Source organism: Bacteroidota bacterium, assembly GCA_016718825.1.
Lineage (GTDB): Bacteria > Bacteroidota > Bacteroidia > J057 > JADKCL01 > JADKCL01.
Map to the genome: position 1 here is coordinate 140,393 of JADKCL010000022.1, position 16,615 is coordinate 157,007.

Annotated in this window: 16 protein-coding genes; 9 read left to right on the forward strand and 7 right to left on the reverse strand. The window is 51.8% G+C overall.

The features are described from left to right. Positions 1 to 34 precede the first annotated feature (34 nt). Positions 35 to 763: a DsbA family oxidoreductase gene (locus tag IPN95_20825; GenBank protein MBK9451813.1), complete on the forward strand. Its 729-nt coding sequence runs from the start codon at positions 35 to 37 to the stop codon at positions 761 to 763. 120 nt (positions 764 to 883) lie between these two features. Here IPN95_20825 and IPN95_20830 read toward each other — a convergent pair whose 3' ends face one another. The 3 genes from IPN95_20830 to IPN95_20840 form a co-directional block, all read right to left on the reverse strand. Next, complete coding sequence (locus tag IPN95_20830) at positions 884 to 1,969, reverse strand: alkaline phosphatase family protein (protein MBK9451814.1); 1,086 nt, start codon at positions 1,967 to 1,969, stop codon at positions 884 to 886. 237 nt (positions 1,970 to 2,206) lie between these two features. Then, a complete protein-coding gene (gene feoB / locus IPN95_20835; protein ID MBK9451815.1) occupies positions 2,207 to 4,330 on the reverse strand; it encodes a ferrous iron transport protein B in 2,124 nt (707 codons plus the stop codon). Then, positions 4,327 to 4,515, reverse strand: coding sequence for a ferrous iron transport protein A (locus IPN95_20840; GenBank protein MBK9451816.1), 189 nt, complete (start codon positions 4,513 to 4,515; stop codon positions 4,327 to 4,329). The genes feoB and IPN95_20840 overlap by 4 nt, the downstream gene beginning before the upstream one ends. A gap of 270 nt (positions 4,516 to 4,785) precedes the next feature. Between IPN95_20840 and IPN95_20845 the strand changes: the two genes are divergently transcribed. From IPN95_20845 to IPN95_20870, 6 genes are all read left to right on the forward strand, one after another. Next, positions 4,786 to 5,658 carry a hypothetical protein gene (locus tag IPN95_20845; protein ID MBK9451817.1) on the forward strand — a complete coding sequence of 291 codons (873 nt, stop codon included), beginning with the start codon at positions 4,786 to 4,788 and terminating at the stop codon, positions 5,656 to 5,658. Between the two features lie 2 nt (positions 5,659 to 5,660). Further along, entirely contained in the window at positions 5,661 to 6,158 is a 498-nt protein-coding gene (locus tag IPN95_20850) for a hypothetical protein (GenBank protein ID MBK9451818.1), read from the forward strand. 13 nt (positions 6,159 to 6,171) lie between these two features. Further along, on the forward strand, positions 6,172 to 7,500 hold the full coding sequence (locus tag IPN95_20855; protein ID MBK9451819.1) for an alkaline phosphatase family protein: 1,329 nt from the start codon (positions 6,172 to 6,174) through the stop codon (positions 7,498 to 7,500). Then, complete coding sequence (locus IPN95_20860) at positions 7,497 to 8,423, forward strand: hypothetical protein (protein ID MBK9451820.1); 927 nt, start codon at positions 7,497 to 7,499, stop codon at positions 8,421 to 8,423. The genes IPN95_20855 and IPN95_20860 overlap by 4 nt, the downstream gene beginning before the upstream one ends. Then, positions 8,420 to 8,881, forward strand: coding sequence for a hypothetical protein (locus IPN95_20865; protein ID MBK9451821.1), 462 nt, complete (start codon positions 8,420 to 8,422; stop codon positions 8,879 to 8,881). The genes IPN95_20860 and IPN95_20865 overlap by 4 nt, the downstream gene beginning before the upstream one ends. A 131-nt stretch (positions 8,882 to 9,012) precedes the next feature. Continuing rightward, the gene (locus tag IPN95_20870) at positions 9,013 to 10,344 is read left to right on the forward strand and encodes an NAD(P)/FAD-dependent oxidoreductase (GenBank protein MBK9451822.1); all 1,332 of its coding nucleotides are present in this window, start codon (positions 9,013 to 9,015) and stop codon (positions 10,342 to 10,344) included. 67 nt (positions 10,345 to 10,411) lie between these two features. On the opposite strand, the gene IPN95_20875 is transcribed toward IPN95_20870, so the two are convergent. The 3 genes from IPN95_20875 to IPN95_20885 all read right to left on the reverse strand — a co-directional run bounded on the left by IPN95_20875 (position 10,412) and on the right by IPN95_20885 (position 13,591). Continuing rightward, positions 10,412 to 11,770, reverse strand: coding sequence for a T9SS type A sorting domain-containing protein (locus IPN95_20875; protein MBK9451823.1), 1,359 nt, complete (start codon positions 11,768 to 11,770; stop codon positions 10,412 to 10,414). Positions 11,771 to 11,915: 145 nt separating this feature from the next. Next, complete coding sequence (locus IPN95_20880; protein MBK9451824.1) at positions 11,916 to 13,151, reverse strand: NADH-quinone oxidoreductase subunit D; 1,236 nt, start codon at positions 13,149 to 13,151, stop codon at positions 11,916 to 11,918. Continuing rightward, entirely contained in the window at positions 13,151 to 13,591 is a 441-nt protein-coding gene (locus tag IPN95_20885) for an NADH-quinone oxidoreductase subunit C (protein MBK9451825.1), read from the reverse strand. The genes IPN95_20880 and IPN95_20885 overlap by 1 nt, the downstream gene beginning before the upstream one ends. Positions 13,592 to 13,941: 350 nt before the next feature. Between IPN95_20885 and IPN95_20890 the strand changes: the two genes are divergently transcribed. Next, the gene (locus IPN95_20890; protein ID MBK9451826.1) at positions 13,942 to 15,150 is read left to right on the forward strand and encodes a T9SS type A sorting domain-containing protein; all 1,209 of its coding nucleotides are present in this window, start codon (positions 13,942 to 13,944) and stop codon (positions 15,148 to 15,150) included. On the opposite strand, the gene nuoB is transcribed toward IPN95_20890, so the two are convergent. Further along, the gene (nuoB, locus tag IPN95_20895) at positions 15,093 to 15,608 is read right to left on the reverse strand and encodes an NADH-quinone oxidoreductase subunit NuoB (GenBank protein ID MBK9451827.1); all 516 of its coding nucleotides are present in this window, start codon (positions 15,606 to 15,608) and stop codon (positions 15,093 to 15,095) included. The genes IPN95_20890 and nuoB overlap by 58 nt on opposite strands. 115 nt (positions 15,609 to 15,723) lie before the next feature. Here nuoB and IPN95_20900 point away from each other — a divergent pair, with 115 nt between their 5' ends. After that, entirely contained in the window at positions 15,724 to 16,527 is an 804-nt protein-coding gene (locus tag IPN95_20900; protein ID MBK9451828.1) for a hypothetical protein, read from the forward strand. Positions 16,528 to 16,615: the final 88 nt, after the last annotated feature.

A 16,615-nucleotide genomic window follows, 5' to 3' on the forward strand; every position in this document is an offset into this window, starting at 1 on the left:
ACCGACTTGTCTCATTCTCCCCTAACTTTGCCCAATGAAAGTCGAAATCTGGTCTGATATCATGTGCCCGTTTTGCTATATCGGCAAACGGAAGTTTGAATTGGCATTGGCGCAATTTCCGCAAAGCGCTGAAATACAAGTCGTCTGGAGAAGCTTCCAATTGGATCCGGACATCGTCAATGCGCCAGACAAAAACGTGTACCAATACTTGGCCGAGCGCAAAGGACAATCCGTCGAATGGGCCAAACAGGTTTCCGCACAGGTGACGCAAATGGCGGCCGCTGTCGGATTGGATTACCAATTTGAAAAATCTGTCGTTGCCAATTCTTGGGATGCGCACCGCCTGATTCAGATGGCCAAGGCCACCGGCAACAATGCGCAGCATGCCAATTTGGGCGATGCTGCAGAGGAGGCATTGTTCAAGGCCTACTTCACCGACGGCAAAAACATGGCCGATGCCGAAGTCTTGGCACAATTGGGGGCATCAATCGGCTTGGATCCTGCCGAGGTCAAGGAAATGCTGCGAAAAGGTCAATTCGACGAAGCAATTGAAGGCGACTTGGCCTTGGCACAGCAATTTGGTGTACGGGGTGTGCCATTTTTTGTCTTTGACCGAAAGTATGCGATTTCCGGAGCACAGGAGCCCGAGGCTTTCCTGCAAGTGCTGGAAAAATCCTTTTCAGAATGGCGTGTTGCCAATCCTGCCTTTGCCATGTCGGTATTGGAAGGGCCAAGCTGCACGCCCGACGGCGAATGCAACTAGGCTAAATGGGCATCCCGATGCCCAAAAACCCTGAAAACTATCGGATGACGCTCGGATTTTGCAACTACGCTTTGCGCTAAAGTGCAACGGCGATGTCTATGACATGGTAGCCAAATAGGTTTACTGATCTGCAGGCTGCAGCTCCGACCACTTCACTTTTTGTACCACGCTGCTTTTCCCGTCCACCGTTTTGAGCTCCATCGTCAGCGTCGGATCATCACTCCAATCGATCGTAAAAAGGCCGAAATTATTGGCGGGCTCCACGGCCCCGACGCGGTATTTGTTGGGTTCGGTTTTGGGCCAGGTTTCTGTGATGCCACTGCTTGTCATATCATACAAAGGATAGAGGCTCTCGGGCTTGACCATCGACAATTCGCCCCAGTGTACATCGCCGCTGATGAACACCACGCCACCGACGTTTCCATCGCGGAGCAAGTCGACCATCCGCTTTTGCTCGTGCGGGACATTGGTCCAGCTTTCCCAGCCGTTGTATTCGTGACAAAATTGATTACTCGTGGCGATGATGCGAAAAACCGCAGGTTGCTGAAGTTCCTTTTCGAGCCAAGACCATTGGTCGGCACCGAGAAATGTGCTGTCTGGGTTTTCGTTGGGTTGATAATCGTTTTTCCAGCGTTTTTTGTCGTCGTTCAAGATCAAATTGTCTCGGAAAGTGCGTGTATCCAGCAAAATCACTTGTACGCGTTGGTCGCCTTCGCCATAGTATTCACTGTGGTAGATTCCTTCATGTTGCCAGCGGATGCTTTCCTTGGGTTCGCGCCAGAAGTTCAAGAAAATCTCCTTGCTCTCCTTTTTGTGCGCGTAATGCCGGCCAATGTCATTGGTCCCGTAGTCATGGTCGTCCCAAGTAGCCAAGATCGGGGTAGTTTCGCGTAAATGCTGGAATTCAGGAACTTTCGCAAATTCGTTGTAGGCCGATTGCATTTTCGCCATGTCATCGGTGTCGGCGTAGATATTGTCCCCGAGGTAGATGAAAAGGTCGGGCTTCTCCCGAATGACCGCCTCCAAAATCGGCTGTGGCTTGTCTTGCTCTGCACACGATCCAAAGGCAATCCTTATAAGGACTTTGGGATGCGAAGTCAATTTTGGATCAACTAAGGCAGCATGGTTCTCTTGGTGGACCAATGATCTTTGCTTGCAACCGCAAAATCCAAGTGCCAAAACACTCAAAAACAAAAGATAACGCATGCCGGAAAGATAGCTAGAAATCCCTTCGAATGCTTTTCGAGATGGAAACGATCCAAAGTTCTCCTCGGCGGTGTCGCAAAAAAAGAAATGGCGTACTGAACCCAGGCTTGAGGAATTTGATTGCTTTCGGTGGCGCTCAAAAACCCCAAGAAGTCCATACTGTCACTTCGAAATCCGAAATCGTGCGAGGGAGTTGCCGTTCACAATCATCTGATGCTGAATACCCAATATTTTGAATCAACGCATCAATTGGTAGACCAATAGCGAGGCACCGTAGGCCAAGCCGGTCATATAGGCAAGCATCACGAGTGTGAGTTTCCAAGAGCCGGTTTCTTTTTTCACGACGGCAAGCGTGCTCATGCATTGCATGGCAAAGGCATAAAAAATCAGCAAGGAGAAGGCAGTCGCCGTCGAATACACCTGCTTTCCAGTCACCGGATTGATTTCTGCCTTCATGCGTGCACGCAGGCCCTCAAACTTACCCTCCTCGTCCTCAGCAGCTTCTTCGCCGGCACTGTACAAGGTCGCCATCGTCCCCACAAAGACTTCGCGTGCCGCAAACGACGTCAGCAAGGAAATACCGATCTTCCAATCAAAACCCAAGGGGCGGATTGCCGGTTCGATGGCGCGCCCGACGATTCCGGCAAAACTCGCCTGAATTTTGGCGGCATTTTTAGCATTCTTCAGTTGGTTTGCCTCCGATTCATCAAGGGTGGACGCAATTTTTGGGTCAAATTCAGCATCCACAGCTGCCATTTTTTCCTCAGGTCCATAGGTTTTGAGAAACCACAATACCATTGAAATCACCAAGATGACCTTGCCGGCTTCGACGACGAAGGTCCTCGATTTATGGTACATCGTAAGCAACACATTACGCCACCTTGGAAGGCGATAAATCGGCAGTTCAGTGACAAAAATCCCGCCGGAGGCGTATCTGCCGACCGTCTTGATCACCCAGGCAACCACCAATGCCATGAAGAATCCAAGGAAGTACATCCCGGCCATCACCAAGCCTTGCAGGTTGAAGATGCCCCAAACCCGTTCGTCAGGCACGAACATGCTGATCAGCAACACATAAACTGGAATCCTTGCAGAGCAACTCATCAAGGGGGTGACCATGATCGTGATGATCCGTTCCGAACGGCTCGGGATGTTGCGCGCCATCATCACACTGGGCACGGCGCAGGCCATGCCGCCGATCAAGGGAATCACCGATTTGCCGCTAAAGCCAAACGGCCGCACGATGCGGTCCATCAAAAAGACCACCCGCGACATGTAGCCGGAATCCTCGAGAATCGAAATGAAAAAGAAGAGCATGGCGATCTGCGGCACAAAAATCACGATTCCACCCAAACCAGCCCAAGCGCCGTCGATAAGAAGGTCCGTAAACCATCCTTCAGGAAGCAAACTTCGCAGCCCTTCACCGCCAGCTGAAAATCCAGCATCGATCCAGTCCATCGGGTAGCTTGCCCAAGCAAAAATGCTCTGGAAAATTAATCCGAGAAGACCTACAAAAATCACATAACCAAAGAATGGGTGCAACAAAACCTTATCCAATCGGTCTCCCAAGCGATCAACTGCCCCCTTTGGCTGCCCCTCGACCTCCTCCACAATGGCATTGATGCGGTCATATCGCACAGCCATTTCATTGTTGACCAAGCCTTCCTGATCATCCAAAAGGTGGCTGGTGCTTGCCGGCAAAATCGGATCCGAATCCAACCAACTGAAATTCTCAGGCCGCATCAACAGCAACCAAGCCAAATACCGGGAAGCGGTTCCGATCTTCTTGGTCACCGGCACAAGCACCTCATCAAAGGTGGATGGAACGGTAAAAAAAGGCGTGGAACTCGGTTGATGCGGTTTTGCGCATTCCTCCAACAACTGCTGAATGCCAATGCCTTTTAAGGCCGAAATCACCACCACGGGAATGCCCAAAAGCTTGCTGAGCAAGCCTGAATTCAGGCTACGGCCTTCCTTTTCAAGGAGATCGGCCATATTCAAGGCCAATACAACCGGCAGGCCGAGGTCCATGACCTGCGTACAGAGCAAAAGGCTCCGACGCAGATTCGTCGCATCGGCCACCAAAACCACCAAATCCGGATGGTCGGCATCATTGTGATTGGCAAGCGCAGAGGTAGCCACTTTCTCATCCTCCGCTGCAGGATACAAACTATAGGTTCCCGGAAGGTCGATCAGGGACACTTCGCGGCCATCCTTCAACGAAAAATAGCCTGTTTTGCGGTCAACGGTCACGCCGGGGAAATTGCCGACCTTTTGCCGCAATCCCGTAAGGACATTGAACAAGGACGACTTCCCGCAATTGGGATTTCCGACAAGGGCTATTTTGTAGGGCGCACTCATGCAAGCAGTTTGATTTGAACCCTCGCAGCATCCGAACGCCGCATGGCAATTTTTCCGCCGCGTACCTTGAAGGCCAAGGGTCCACCCAAGGGAGCCTGCTCGGTCAGGATGAGTTTGTCGCCCTCCAACAAACCGATGCGCAACAAAGCAAGCTTGAGCTGCGGGTCATCAATTCGAAGTACCAAAGCCTCTGCTCCGACCCGAAGTTCAGATAGCCATACTGTTCTATTGTTGATATTCGCTTCCAGTTTTTGCGCAAATCAAGGCAATTTGGGCAACATTTCCCCACCTTAAAAGCGGCCGCTAATTTAGAACTATTCTAAATAAGAGAAGTGAAAACTGACAAAGATTATCCTTTTGTAACATTTTCCCATTTCTGCGATGCACGTTGGATCCTTGCTCCATCGTGGCACAAAATTTGGAAAGCTGCCTTGAACTTCCCTATTTTTATAAAAATGCGCACAATGAAGAGAGGATGGTCCATCCTGCTGTTGCTGCTTGCCTTGATGGCCTGTAACCGCGAAAAAGAGGTCGTAGTGCCTGACAATGAGGCGCCACCCGACAGCACCGTTGCCGATGTGGTCTTGGAACGCTACATCAACAGCAGCTACATCATTTTATTGGGTCAGCAGCCCGATGAATCTGAAATGGCACAAGCAAAGGTCATTTTGCGGGCACATAATGTCTCGCAAGCAGATCGCAACGCATTCCTGGACCTTGTGATGGCGCAACCCGCCTATCCAATGCGCATGTTTGATGTCTCACGCGCTGTATTGTTGAATGGCAGCGATACGACCGATGTGCGCGATGAACTGTTTTTGGTGAATCTGATCTTGGCGGATTCGGCTTTCGTTTCCGTTTGGGACATTGCCCAGGTGCAAAAAGCGCAATTGTTAGGCATATTGGCGATTCCGGCGGATTTGGCAGCAGGCACGCTAGACATCCGCGGAATGCACAAGCGACTTGTTTTCAACCGACTTTATGATCAGATCAACATGGGAACGCAGAACTTCGTCGTCTCCATGTTCCAGAATTTCCTGGCACGATATCCGACAGATGGGGAACGTGCCGCCTCGGAATTGATGGTGGATGGGTTCAGTTCACAGATTTTCCTGGTCTCGGGCCGCACCAAAGCCGAATTCGTCGACATCTTCATGGCTTCCGGCGACTACGACGAAGGGCAGGTGCGCGACTTGTTCATGCGGTACCTTTATCGGAATCCGACCACCGAGGAAATGGAAAGCTTGAGCATCCAATACCACAACAACAACGATTACAAGGCTTTGCAAAAGGCCATCATGAGTTCGGATCAATTTTTGGGAATATGAGCATGAAAAAGATGATCCGCTTTGGAATGGGAATGGTTTTGTTGTCGATGCTCGGCCTGAGCAGCTGCAAAAAGGAGGTCATTTACACCTACGAAGTCAATGATGTCGACGTTTCCCAACCCGGTGCGGCCAAGCCCAACGTCAAGTCTGACCTTGAAGTGTTGTCCATCGCCTATTCCGATTTGTTTGGGTCGACAATTCCCGCCGATAAATTGGAAGCATTGGCATTGACCTATCAATCCTTTGGGGACAAACGCTTGGTGTTGGACATGGTGATCCTGAATTTCCTGAACGATCCGAATGTCGTCATTCCAACGGATGGGGCGATGCGGGCGGATGTTGAAGCTTTTGTCGACGCGAGCTACCGCAAATTTTACGTGCGTGAACCTTCGGCATTTGAACGCTGGTTTGTTAGCGATTTGATCCGCAAGGATGCGACGCTCACGCCCGATTTGGTTTACTATGCCTTCATGACGAGCGTAGAATACAGATTTTACTGAGGGGAAACGGAGAATGAAACGAAGAGACTTTCTGAGAACATTGGGACTCGCGACGGCAGGAGCGGTCGCTGCGCCTTATATTTTGCCTTCCGGACGGCTGTTTGCCTCCACGGGTTCCCGCCGGGTCAATCACGTGGTCGTTTGCCTGTTTGCAGGCGGCGTGCGCAACCTCGAATCCGTCCAAAAGATCGATGGCAACTTGATGCCTTCGATTTTGACGGGCAACGAGGCCATTTCGAATGACATTGCGTTTGGGATCGCTGCAATGCCGACTTCACCGCTCGCTTTGCCGCTTCAAAAATACGGGACGCTGTACAAAGAATTCCGCTTTGGCGAAGGGCCGACCGGGCATTATTCGGCACATGCCGTGGCTTTGACCGGCCGCTATGCCGACACGAATGTCAATTTGCGCGAATCTCCCAAGTATCCCACCGTTTTCGAACTCTACCGCAAACATTCATCACCCGAAAAAAATGCTTTGAATGCTTGGTGGATTTCCAATTCGCTCGGGCCCTACCCCTACTTGAATTACAGTTCCTATCCCGGCTACGGCAGCCTTTACGGAGCCAATTTTATTCAGCCGACGTCGTTTTATCAGCCGCAGAGCGCGCAAGCACTTGGGAACATGCGGGCGTACACGCAGCAGCAGCGCACGAGCCGCGACAAGGTGCGCGACTTTCTCGACAAGAATTTCACCGTCGGCTACGATCCCAACGCCGCAGGCGTGGTCAATCCCGGCGCTGACGGCGATCGCCTCCGTGATTTTAATGCCGCGACATTGGCGGCAGTACAATCGGGACAATATGTAGATCCGTGGTCTGTCGGGCCGAGTAACATGAACAATGACCTCTACAACATGTTCTTCGCCGAAAAGGTGATTCAGGAATTCAAACCTGAATTGCTCGTGGTAAACATGCAGGACGTTGACATTTGCCATTTTGACTTCACCCGGTATGCCGACAGCCTCCACAAGGCCGATTTTGCCGTGGCGAAACTCTGGCAAGCCATTCAAGCCACTCCCGGCATGGCCAATGATACCGTGCTGATCGTGGTTCCCGAGCATGGCAGAAACCAAGTCCCCAACACGGTGATTGACCAATTTGGACGATATGCGATCGACCATACGGCGATCGACCAAACGAGCGGCGACCAAATGTCGCGGGAGATTTTCTGCCTCGTGGTTGGCCCTCCCGGCGTCGTGCGGCAAGATCAGGTGATCACGCAAGTGCGCGGCGAAAGCATCGACATCGTACCCACAGTGGCACAACTGCTGGGATTTGATACCGACATTCCGGTGGGCGTGCGGCCTCCGGGCCAAAACTTGGGGGATGCATTCCTATGAAAAATCCAATCCAACGACTGCTGTTTGCGATGCTGTTGGCGGCGTTGGCATTCTCCGGATGCAAGGACGATGATCCGCTTCCCGACAATCCCTACGATGACATCGACTACGGAAACGGGAATCCGAGTACATACACCCCTGACCCCGATGGCATTGCAGGCATCTACGAAAATATCTTGCGGAAGAAATGCAGCCTCCCGGGATGCCATGACGGGCATTTCGAGCCGGATTTCCGGTCGATTCAGTCCTCTTGGTCGACGCTTGTTTACCACGACATCGTGAAAAACACCCAGGATTCGGCGTATTCCTACCGCGTATTACCCAACGACACAGCCAATTCGATGTTTTGGTACCGTCTCACGCGCGGCGATGCCCAATTGCAGCAAATGCCCGCGACCGGTCAGTACCTCACCGCTACCGAATTGGCGAACGTGCGCAATTGGATCCTCAATGGCGCAAAGGACATGTTTGGCAATACGCCGATTTTGCCCAACGGCGAACCGAATATCCTGGGTTATGTCGCCTTCAACCCCTCCTACACCGTTCAGTTGGATGTGACCAACAACCGTTTGGATTCGGTTCCCTACCATCCTTTCAAAGTCGATCCGAATACCAACTTCAACGTCTTGATGCTCGTGGAGGATGACAGCACGGCCGTGAATCAATTGCAAGTCAATCAGTTGAAATTATCCTACAGCATGGACAATTTCACAGGTGCGTCTACGGTGAATGCCTTTTACCTTTCCCTCTCGGGCTACAGCGTTTGGGTTTGCCCGATCAACAGCGGCAATTTTGCTTCGGGGGATACGATTTACATGCGCTATTACGTGAATGACGGCGACCACGCCCAAAACACGGAATTCCCGCGCTCGGACATGGACGATGCCTACAAAACGTATGCAGCATTTTATGTAAAGCCATGAGAAAGCAATTTTCATTCAGCAGAATTCCCCTTGCTGCAGCGGTCATGCTGACCTTGTTTTCTGCCTGCAAAAAGGAGAAAATCGATCTCACGGATCCGGTTCCGACAATTTTGGGCATCACCGTTTCCCCTGCCACCGTCGTCGAATTCCAGGATTCCATCATTTTCCTGATCGACTACCGTGATGGCGATGGCGACCTCGGCGAAAATTCGCCCGATGCCCACAACCTCTTCGTCACCGACAACCGCATCAACGTCACCGAGGAATTCCGCATCCGTGAATTGGCGCCGCAAGGTGCAGAGATTCCTATCACGGGGACCTTGCGGGTCGTCTTGCGCAACACGGGCATCACCGACAATTCCAATTCGCAGACGGTAACCTACACGATTTATATGAAGGACCGGGCTGGCAATGAGAGTGATCGGCTAGTGACCCCCTCGATCACGGTGACGCGGTAAATAGGCTGGCATTCAAGGAAAACGAGCGGCTTGACGGGATTGAAAATTGATTTGAATCACCTTTTCTTCGAATCTTTGGAACTATCCTGCCCCCAAACGAGTTGTAGACTCCAAGAAGCTCCCACTGCTTTATGAAAGTCAATGTCCCCGAATTAAATCTGCCCCGCGTCATCATCATCGGCGGCGGATTTGCAGGCATCAACCTTGCCCAAGCACTTAGAAATGCCCCGGTGCAAGTTGTGATGTTTGACAAGCACAACTACCACACGTTTCAACCGCTGCTCTACCAAGTCGCCACCGGCGGATTGGAGCCTGACTCGATCGCTTTTCCCCTGCGGAAAATGTTCAAAAAGCAGCAAAACTTCACCTTCCGGATGGCCGAGGTTAATGGGGTGGATGTCGAAGGCAAAAAGATCATCACTTCCATCGGCGAAATCAAATACGACTACCTCGTGGTCGCAACGGGTTCGCGCACCAACTTCTTCGGGTTGAAAGGCTTGCAAGAGATGTCGCATGGCATGAAAAACATCCCGGAGGCGCTGGATTTGCGGAGTTTGATCCTGCAAAATTTTGAACAAGCGGTCTTGACAGCTGATCTCGACGAGCGCAACGCCCTGATGAACTTCGTGGTCGTGGGCGCAGGTCCCACGGGCGTGGAAACCTCCGGCGCCTTGGCCGAATTGAAACATCATATCCTACCCAAAGACTACCCCGAATTGGACCTGCGGAGGATGCAAATCCACCTGATCGAGGCGGGAGACCGGGTTTTGCCTGGCATGACGGGGGAATCCTCGGAGAATGCGCAAAAGGCCTTGGACAAAATGGGCGTTCATCTTTGGTTGAATGCCAAGGTCGAATCGTATGACGGCACTTCAGTGCACCTCGCAGGCGGAAAAACGCTGGATGCGATGACCGTGATCTGGTCGGCGGGTGTGGTCGGCAATGCCTTGCCGGGCTTGGAAGCCGCCGTCGGCCGTGGCGGACGCATCGAAGTGGATCAATTCAACCGGGTAAAGGGGCAATCCAATATTTTTGCGATCGGCGACGTCGCCTTGATGCGTACCGAGGAATACCCTGCGGGGCATCCAGGGGTCGCGCAGGTGGCGATGCAACAGGGAAGTTTGCTGGCGCGGAACATCAAAAGCGCCATTTTCCAGCGGGAAATGCGGGCATTCAAATACAAGGACATGGGGACGATGGCGACCATCGGCCGCAACAAAGCGGTGGGTGATATTGGTCGACTCAAGCTCAAAGGACTTCCTGCTTGGGTGCTTTGGCTCGCAATCCACCTGTTTTCCCTCGCCGGATTCCGCAACCGTTTGGTCGTTTTCATCAACTGGTTTTGGAGCTATGTGACCTACGACAAGGGAACGAGGCTCATCATCAGACCTTATCTGAGAAAAGTGAACAAATTGGACAGCAAGGAGATTACACCGAGACTGGACAAAACGCTGTCGAATTGATTTGCAACCAACTGCAACTAAACGCTTTTGCCTCCAAGGGAAAAACCCTCGCAGGCACCTTCGCGGCTTAATGCTGAATGACCAGTCGCTGAAACTTGAATTTTCCGCTCGCGTCTTTCATTCGCAGGAGATAAATGCCGTTTGACCAATTGCGCGTGTCCATTTCCATGGAAGCCTCTTTTTTGAGATCTTCCGAAATCGCCTGCTGAAACACCAATTTCCCGGAGACATCGACTACCTCCAGCAAGGTACCGGCCTTGGCCTCGGCAAACGTAACCGTCAGCCGGTCGTCGGCCGGAACAGGCCATGCATTGATATCCAGTGCAAATTGATTCATTCGATGGAGGGTCATGACGTCGGAATAGGCCACTTCATTGTCTTGACCGATCACTTTGACACGGTAGTAAACGACCTCCGAATGCGGAGTGGACAAATCCTGAAAGCGCCATTGTTTCCTGTTTTCAGATTCCATGCTGATGTCTGCGGCATCGACTTGCCCAAGGCTGCTGAAATTGGCAGCATCGACCGACCTCTCTACCTCAAAGCGGGAAAAATTCTGATTGGCATTACATTCCCAGACGACTTCACTTGCAACGGCCGAAATCCAATCTGCATTTGCATCCACCGCGACAGGCAGGATGAGGTCAAAAATCTGGTAGCTGAACCAATTTCCTGTGCCGAGATCAAAGAGCCATAGATAACCATTGGCCCATGACGTGCGGAATGAAGCGGAAGTCACTGCAGTGCCCGGCAATTGGCACATCCCTTGGTAAATGCCGGTATTTTTCTGAAAAAGGTAAAGGCGCTTGAGTACGTAGTCCAGAATCCCGATTTCCCTTCCTGCACAGCCCGTGTACACCACGGTCGTGGAATTCAGGTTACCCAAACCCACAGGACAACCCACGAGCAAGTAATTGGAAATGGCTGCATTGGTTGCACGGGAATAGCGGTAAATACGTCCATTGAAATAATAAATGACCTCGTTGGCGACGGGATCATAGTCGCCGCAGGATTGGGCATCGGGTTGCGCCATTCCAGTAAAAATACTTGCGCCTGTGTTGAGTGCATAGCCATTCCCATCAAGGTTTGCGCGCCACATCCCGCTACCACTGTAGCCATTTCCTTCCAACTGATTGGTGTTGGGATTCCACCACATGCCGCGCCAATCAAAGCCCGCTGTCGTTGTGTAGAGTTGCGTCCCGGTGGCCGACCAAGTTTCCAACGGGAAGCCAGGGTTACCGGCCCTCACCCCATAGTACCTCGCACGGATCGGATTGTAGCCTACACCTGAGCAATTGAGCAAATTGGTAGACTGATAATCAAGAATGATCCCGGGAATGGCATTGGGAAGAAGGTTGCATTGACCGAAAACATGCCCGGACAAGAACAAGCACATCAAAACAAGGGTCGCGTAGACTTTCCGCATAAGGCTCCGTATTTAGCTTCAAAAGACGGTAGAAGCTAAGCAATTTTCAGGTGACGGGCAAGTGGCCTACGGATTGAAAAAGCGGGAATGTCCTTGAAAGAAAACTGTCGAAATTCAACCCATTTACCCAACGAATAGACAGGCCCTACCGATCCACCTCGCCCAACACGAAGTCAATAGAGCCCAAAATGGCAATCAAATCGGCGATCAAGACGCCTCGTGAAATTTCAGGAACCACGCTCAAGTTGCTGAAGCTCGGCCCCTTGGCCTTGCAACGCACAGGAATGTCGCTTTTGCCGTCGGTGATAAAATAGAAGCCCAATTCGCCTTTGGGGTTTTCTGCACGGGTGTAGAATTCGCCGGCTTTGGGACGTGCCTTGGGCGGACACATCGCGCGTGGATCAAAATTATCGCCCCTCGGATAGGCTTTGGTGAGCTGCTCCAGGCATTGCGAAACGATTTTCAAGGATTCGGCGACTTCATCGACACGCACTTTGTAGCGGTCCCAACAGTCGCCAACCTTGCCCATTTCGCCTTTTCCGACACAAATCTCAAAATCCAATTCCGGATAGACGGAATAGCCATCCATCCGCCGCAAATCCAGTTTCAGACCTGATCCGCGCAGCACAGGCCCAGAGCAACCGTAGCTGATCGCGACCTCGCGCGGGAGCACGCCGACATTCGCGGTGCGTTGCACGAAAATGGGATTTTCCGTGAGCAGACCGTTCAATTCTGCCAGTTTCGGCTTGAAATACTGGACAAATTCGGCGCAACGCTCCTCAAATCCGACGGGCAGGTCATAGAACAGGCCGCCAATCCAGATATAATTGTAGAGCATCCTTGCGCCGGAGGCCCATTCGAGCATCTTCAGGATATGGTCACGGTCACGGAAGCACCACAAAAACGGCGTAACGGCTCCAATATCCAATCCAAACGTGCCAATCGCGACCAAATGGGAGGCAATCCGATTCAATTCCGCCACCAAAACGCGGATGTACTCGACCCTTTTGGGCAGTTTTCCGGCGATGCCCATCATCTGCTCGATCCCCATGACGAAGGCGAGGTTGTTGTTCATCGAGGCGAGGTAATCCAAGCGATCGGTGTAGGGAATCGTCTGCGGAAACGGCAGGGATTCGGCATGTTTTTCAAAGCAGCGGTGCAGATAGCCGAGGTGCGGAATGACTTCCAGCACGATTTCGCCGTCGGTGACGAGCTCCAAGCGCAAAACCCCGTGCGTGCTCGGGTGTTGCGGGCCCATGTTGAGGATCATTTCCTCGCTTGCCAAGTCTTGGAGCCGGGCTTTGCCGGGTGCAGAGCGCCGCAGCAATTCGCGGTAGTCGAGCTCCGTGCGCGCAGCGTTGGGGTGTTGGGTCGTAGCCATCAGTAGGCAGTTTGGATGTCGTGGTAGTACTCAGGATTCACATAATCCTTACGCAACGGATGCCCGGTCCAATCCTCGGGCATCAAAATGCGGCGCATGTCGGGATGCCCTTCAAACCAGATTCCGACCAAATCGTAGGCTTCACGCTCGTGCCAATTCGCTGCAAGCCAAATACTTGAAACCGATGGAATGACTGGCAATCCGCTAGGATGCGCATCAGGTGCGACTGTGCGGGACACGAAGCACTTGAGCACGATGCGGTGCCCACGAGTGATGCTCATGAGGTGGTACACGACGCCGATGCGATTGACGGCCGGCCCTTCGTCGACACCGCTGAGACATTCCAAATAATCGACATACCAATCGGGATCGTCACGAAGGAAGCTGCAGACCTCCACAAGATGTGTGGGCGCGATGGCGACCAAGGCTGAGAACCTCATCCTCAAAGCCTTCGACTGCCGCTGCTCCAAATGCCTTACGATGGCTTCTCTTAACCGCTGGTTTTCACTCATAGTTTGCAAATACGCATTGAATCCGCGCGCGCACCTTCAAAATCGGGTGCAATATCCACATTTCTGTTCAATTCGAGCACCCATTGAACCTTCATCACAGGGGATAAATCAAGTCTTTGTGCCAGAAATGATACCGAATTCGACCCTCCAACTTAAAATTTTATCGATGTAATATTCTTTCACCAAAAATGCTTAATTTCAAGCTTCAAAGCCTCGGATTGGAACTTCCAGGCGTTGTGACGGAATTTTTTTGGTTGGAATCGGTAAATGTGTGGCTTATGAAACAACTGTACACCCTTGTGTTCGTCTTTTTGGTGGCATTTTCGGTGGAGGCTCAAACGACACTGACGGCAGGACCCGCAATTGGTCCGGTTTATTTGGTGCCTTTTACCTCGGCTTGTTTGAATACCGGTATCCAAAATCAGCCGGTATGCTCTGGCGGGGTCACGGGATCCTTCAACTTCACATCAGTGCAATGCTGCGCTTGTCCCACCTCAGGGATGATTTGCCTACCGGGTTCGGTCGCTTACGGCGGTCCCGGCACCTCGGCATCTTTCACCAACTACCATACGCTGAGCTATTCGCCGAGCAATGAGCATCAGCAATTCGTGTTTTCGCAGCCCATCTCCAAGTTTCAATTTTCCGTTGCAGGCCCTGCCGGATCCTCCGAGAGTTTTCAGGCACAAACCTACAATGGAGCGGCTTTGATCAGTACACATACCTTCATGACGGGTGGTACCGGCATCAAGTTGACCTATACGATTCAGGGCGTCAATTTCACACGTGTTCAGTTCACTGAAATTACTGCCATCTCAGCTGATGATGAATTGTTTGGCGATGTCTGGATCAATGCCGGCGCTTGCGGAATTTTACCCTTTGAGTTGACAGACTTCAAGGCAAGCCCAACCCAAACGGGGGAAGTTACATTGACTTGGCAGACGAATGGTGAGGTGAACAACGCCATGTTCATTGCAGAGCCCTCGAGCGATAGCGAAAACTGGTCGGAAGTCGCCGCACTTGAAGGCGCAGGCACCACCGCGGAGCAAAAGTCCTACCAAACACTGGATCGTTCGCCATCTGAAGGCATCAACTACTATCGTCTGCGCACAATCGATGAGCAGGGAGAATCGCAGTATTCGCAGATTGTCGCCATCAACCTGAACCAAGGCAAGGAAAAGATCGTCGTCTATCCGAATCCTGCGGGTGATTGGCTGCATTTCAACTTTGGCAGCCTAACCGGCGACATGGAGATCAGCTTCGTGAACGAACTGGGCCAAGTGCTGAAAAAAGTCGATGCAACCGAGGCCTTGTCGGCCGTCGAGGTGACGGATTTGCCTGCGGGAATCTATCTGATGCGCGTGTTGCTCCCTGACGGAACGACTTCGAATCAGACTATCATCAAAAGTAATCGGGGAGCTTTGAATTCGTTTCAGGCGCGGTCAAATTTTCCTTTGACGCCCAGGCTTTCCTGCCGGATTTTCTCCTGAAGTTTCATGATGCCTCCGATCAGCGCTTCGGGGCGCGGTGGACAACCCGGAACGTAGACGTCCACCGGAATCACACGGTCCACGCCTTTGACGACATGGTAGCCATGTTCCCAGTAGGGTCCGCCGCAGTTGGAGCAGCTGCCCATCGAAATCACGTAGCGGGGCTCCGCCATTTGTTCATAGAGGCGTCGCACGCGGTCGGCCATTTTGAATGTCACCGTCCCTGAAACGATCATCACGTCACTTTGTCTTGGGGAAGGCCGTGGAAAAACGCCCATTCGATCCAAATCATAGTGACTTGCACTTGCAGCCATCATTTCGATCGCGCAGCAAGCGAGGCCAAAGCCCATCGGCCACAAGGAGTTGAGTCGCGCCCAATTGATGAGATCGTCCAGCTTTGTGACGACCACACTTGCTTCCCCCCGTTTTGATGTCTGATAGCCCCATGATGTGCGCAAGTTTCAAAAAAGTCCTTCGAATGGGAATAATTGAAGAAAAATCTTTCCGCTAGCCTGTCCCTATTGATGGGATTGCGTTCCTTTGTGAAAGTTAAACCGCAAATTTCGTAAACGTATGAAAAAGCACCAATCTACATTATCCATGTTTCTCTTAGTGGTTTTCACCGTGGCAGTTAATTTCGCTATTGCCCAGAAACCCATTGCTGCACCCAAAAAGGAATTTTCCTATGAAATGGTGTCTTCAGAAGGCACGAATGCAGCAGCTGTCGTTTGGGACAGCAAACATGGTGTTTATATCACGGTCATCGCAGGAAATGCTGACTTCCCGCGGGAGGTGTTTGACGGCAACGGTGCCGACATCACCCAAACCACCGCAGACTTTGATTGGAGGGGAATGTGGTACAATCCAGCGACCGGCAAGTGCGAAGGCAACGGCGCAGGTGAAGCAGGATGGGCCACATTTGGCTTGGATGGCAGCAATAACCCCGGCGAGGTAACCGTTTTCAAGGAAGGTCAATTCCAACCTGATTTCCAATCCGTTGGGGCTTATGATTTCCAAAAGAAGCAGGTGATATTTTTGGACTTTACCGTAGACGGTTTGGCGATGTACTCCCGTAAAAATCCGAATAAGGTCAAGCGCCTCAACATTTCGTGGGACGATGTGGACTTAGGCAATATCAACAGCACCTCTGTCGGCTTCACAGGAAAAAAGGGCTACGAATACGTGATGTTGGATTTTAGCAATGGCAAACTCGAATTTTTTGACCGGGCTGGTAACCACACTGCAAGCGCTCAACTCCCGGATGATGCACCGCTCAATGACAGCTTTGCATTTTCGGTCACCAACGATCGGGCCTTTTTGTATGACAAAGGAAGCGCGCGTTTGGTCAGCCTATCCGCTGTTCTAAGTGCGAAATAGCCTTCGCTGAACCAGACTTCCGGTTCCGACTCTGATCGATATCCCGCAAAATGAAAATCAAAAACTCACTCGGCATGGTTCGTGCCGT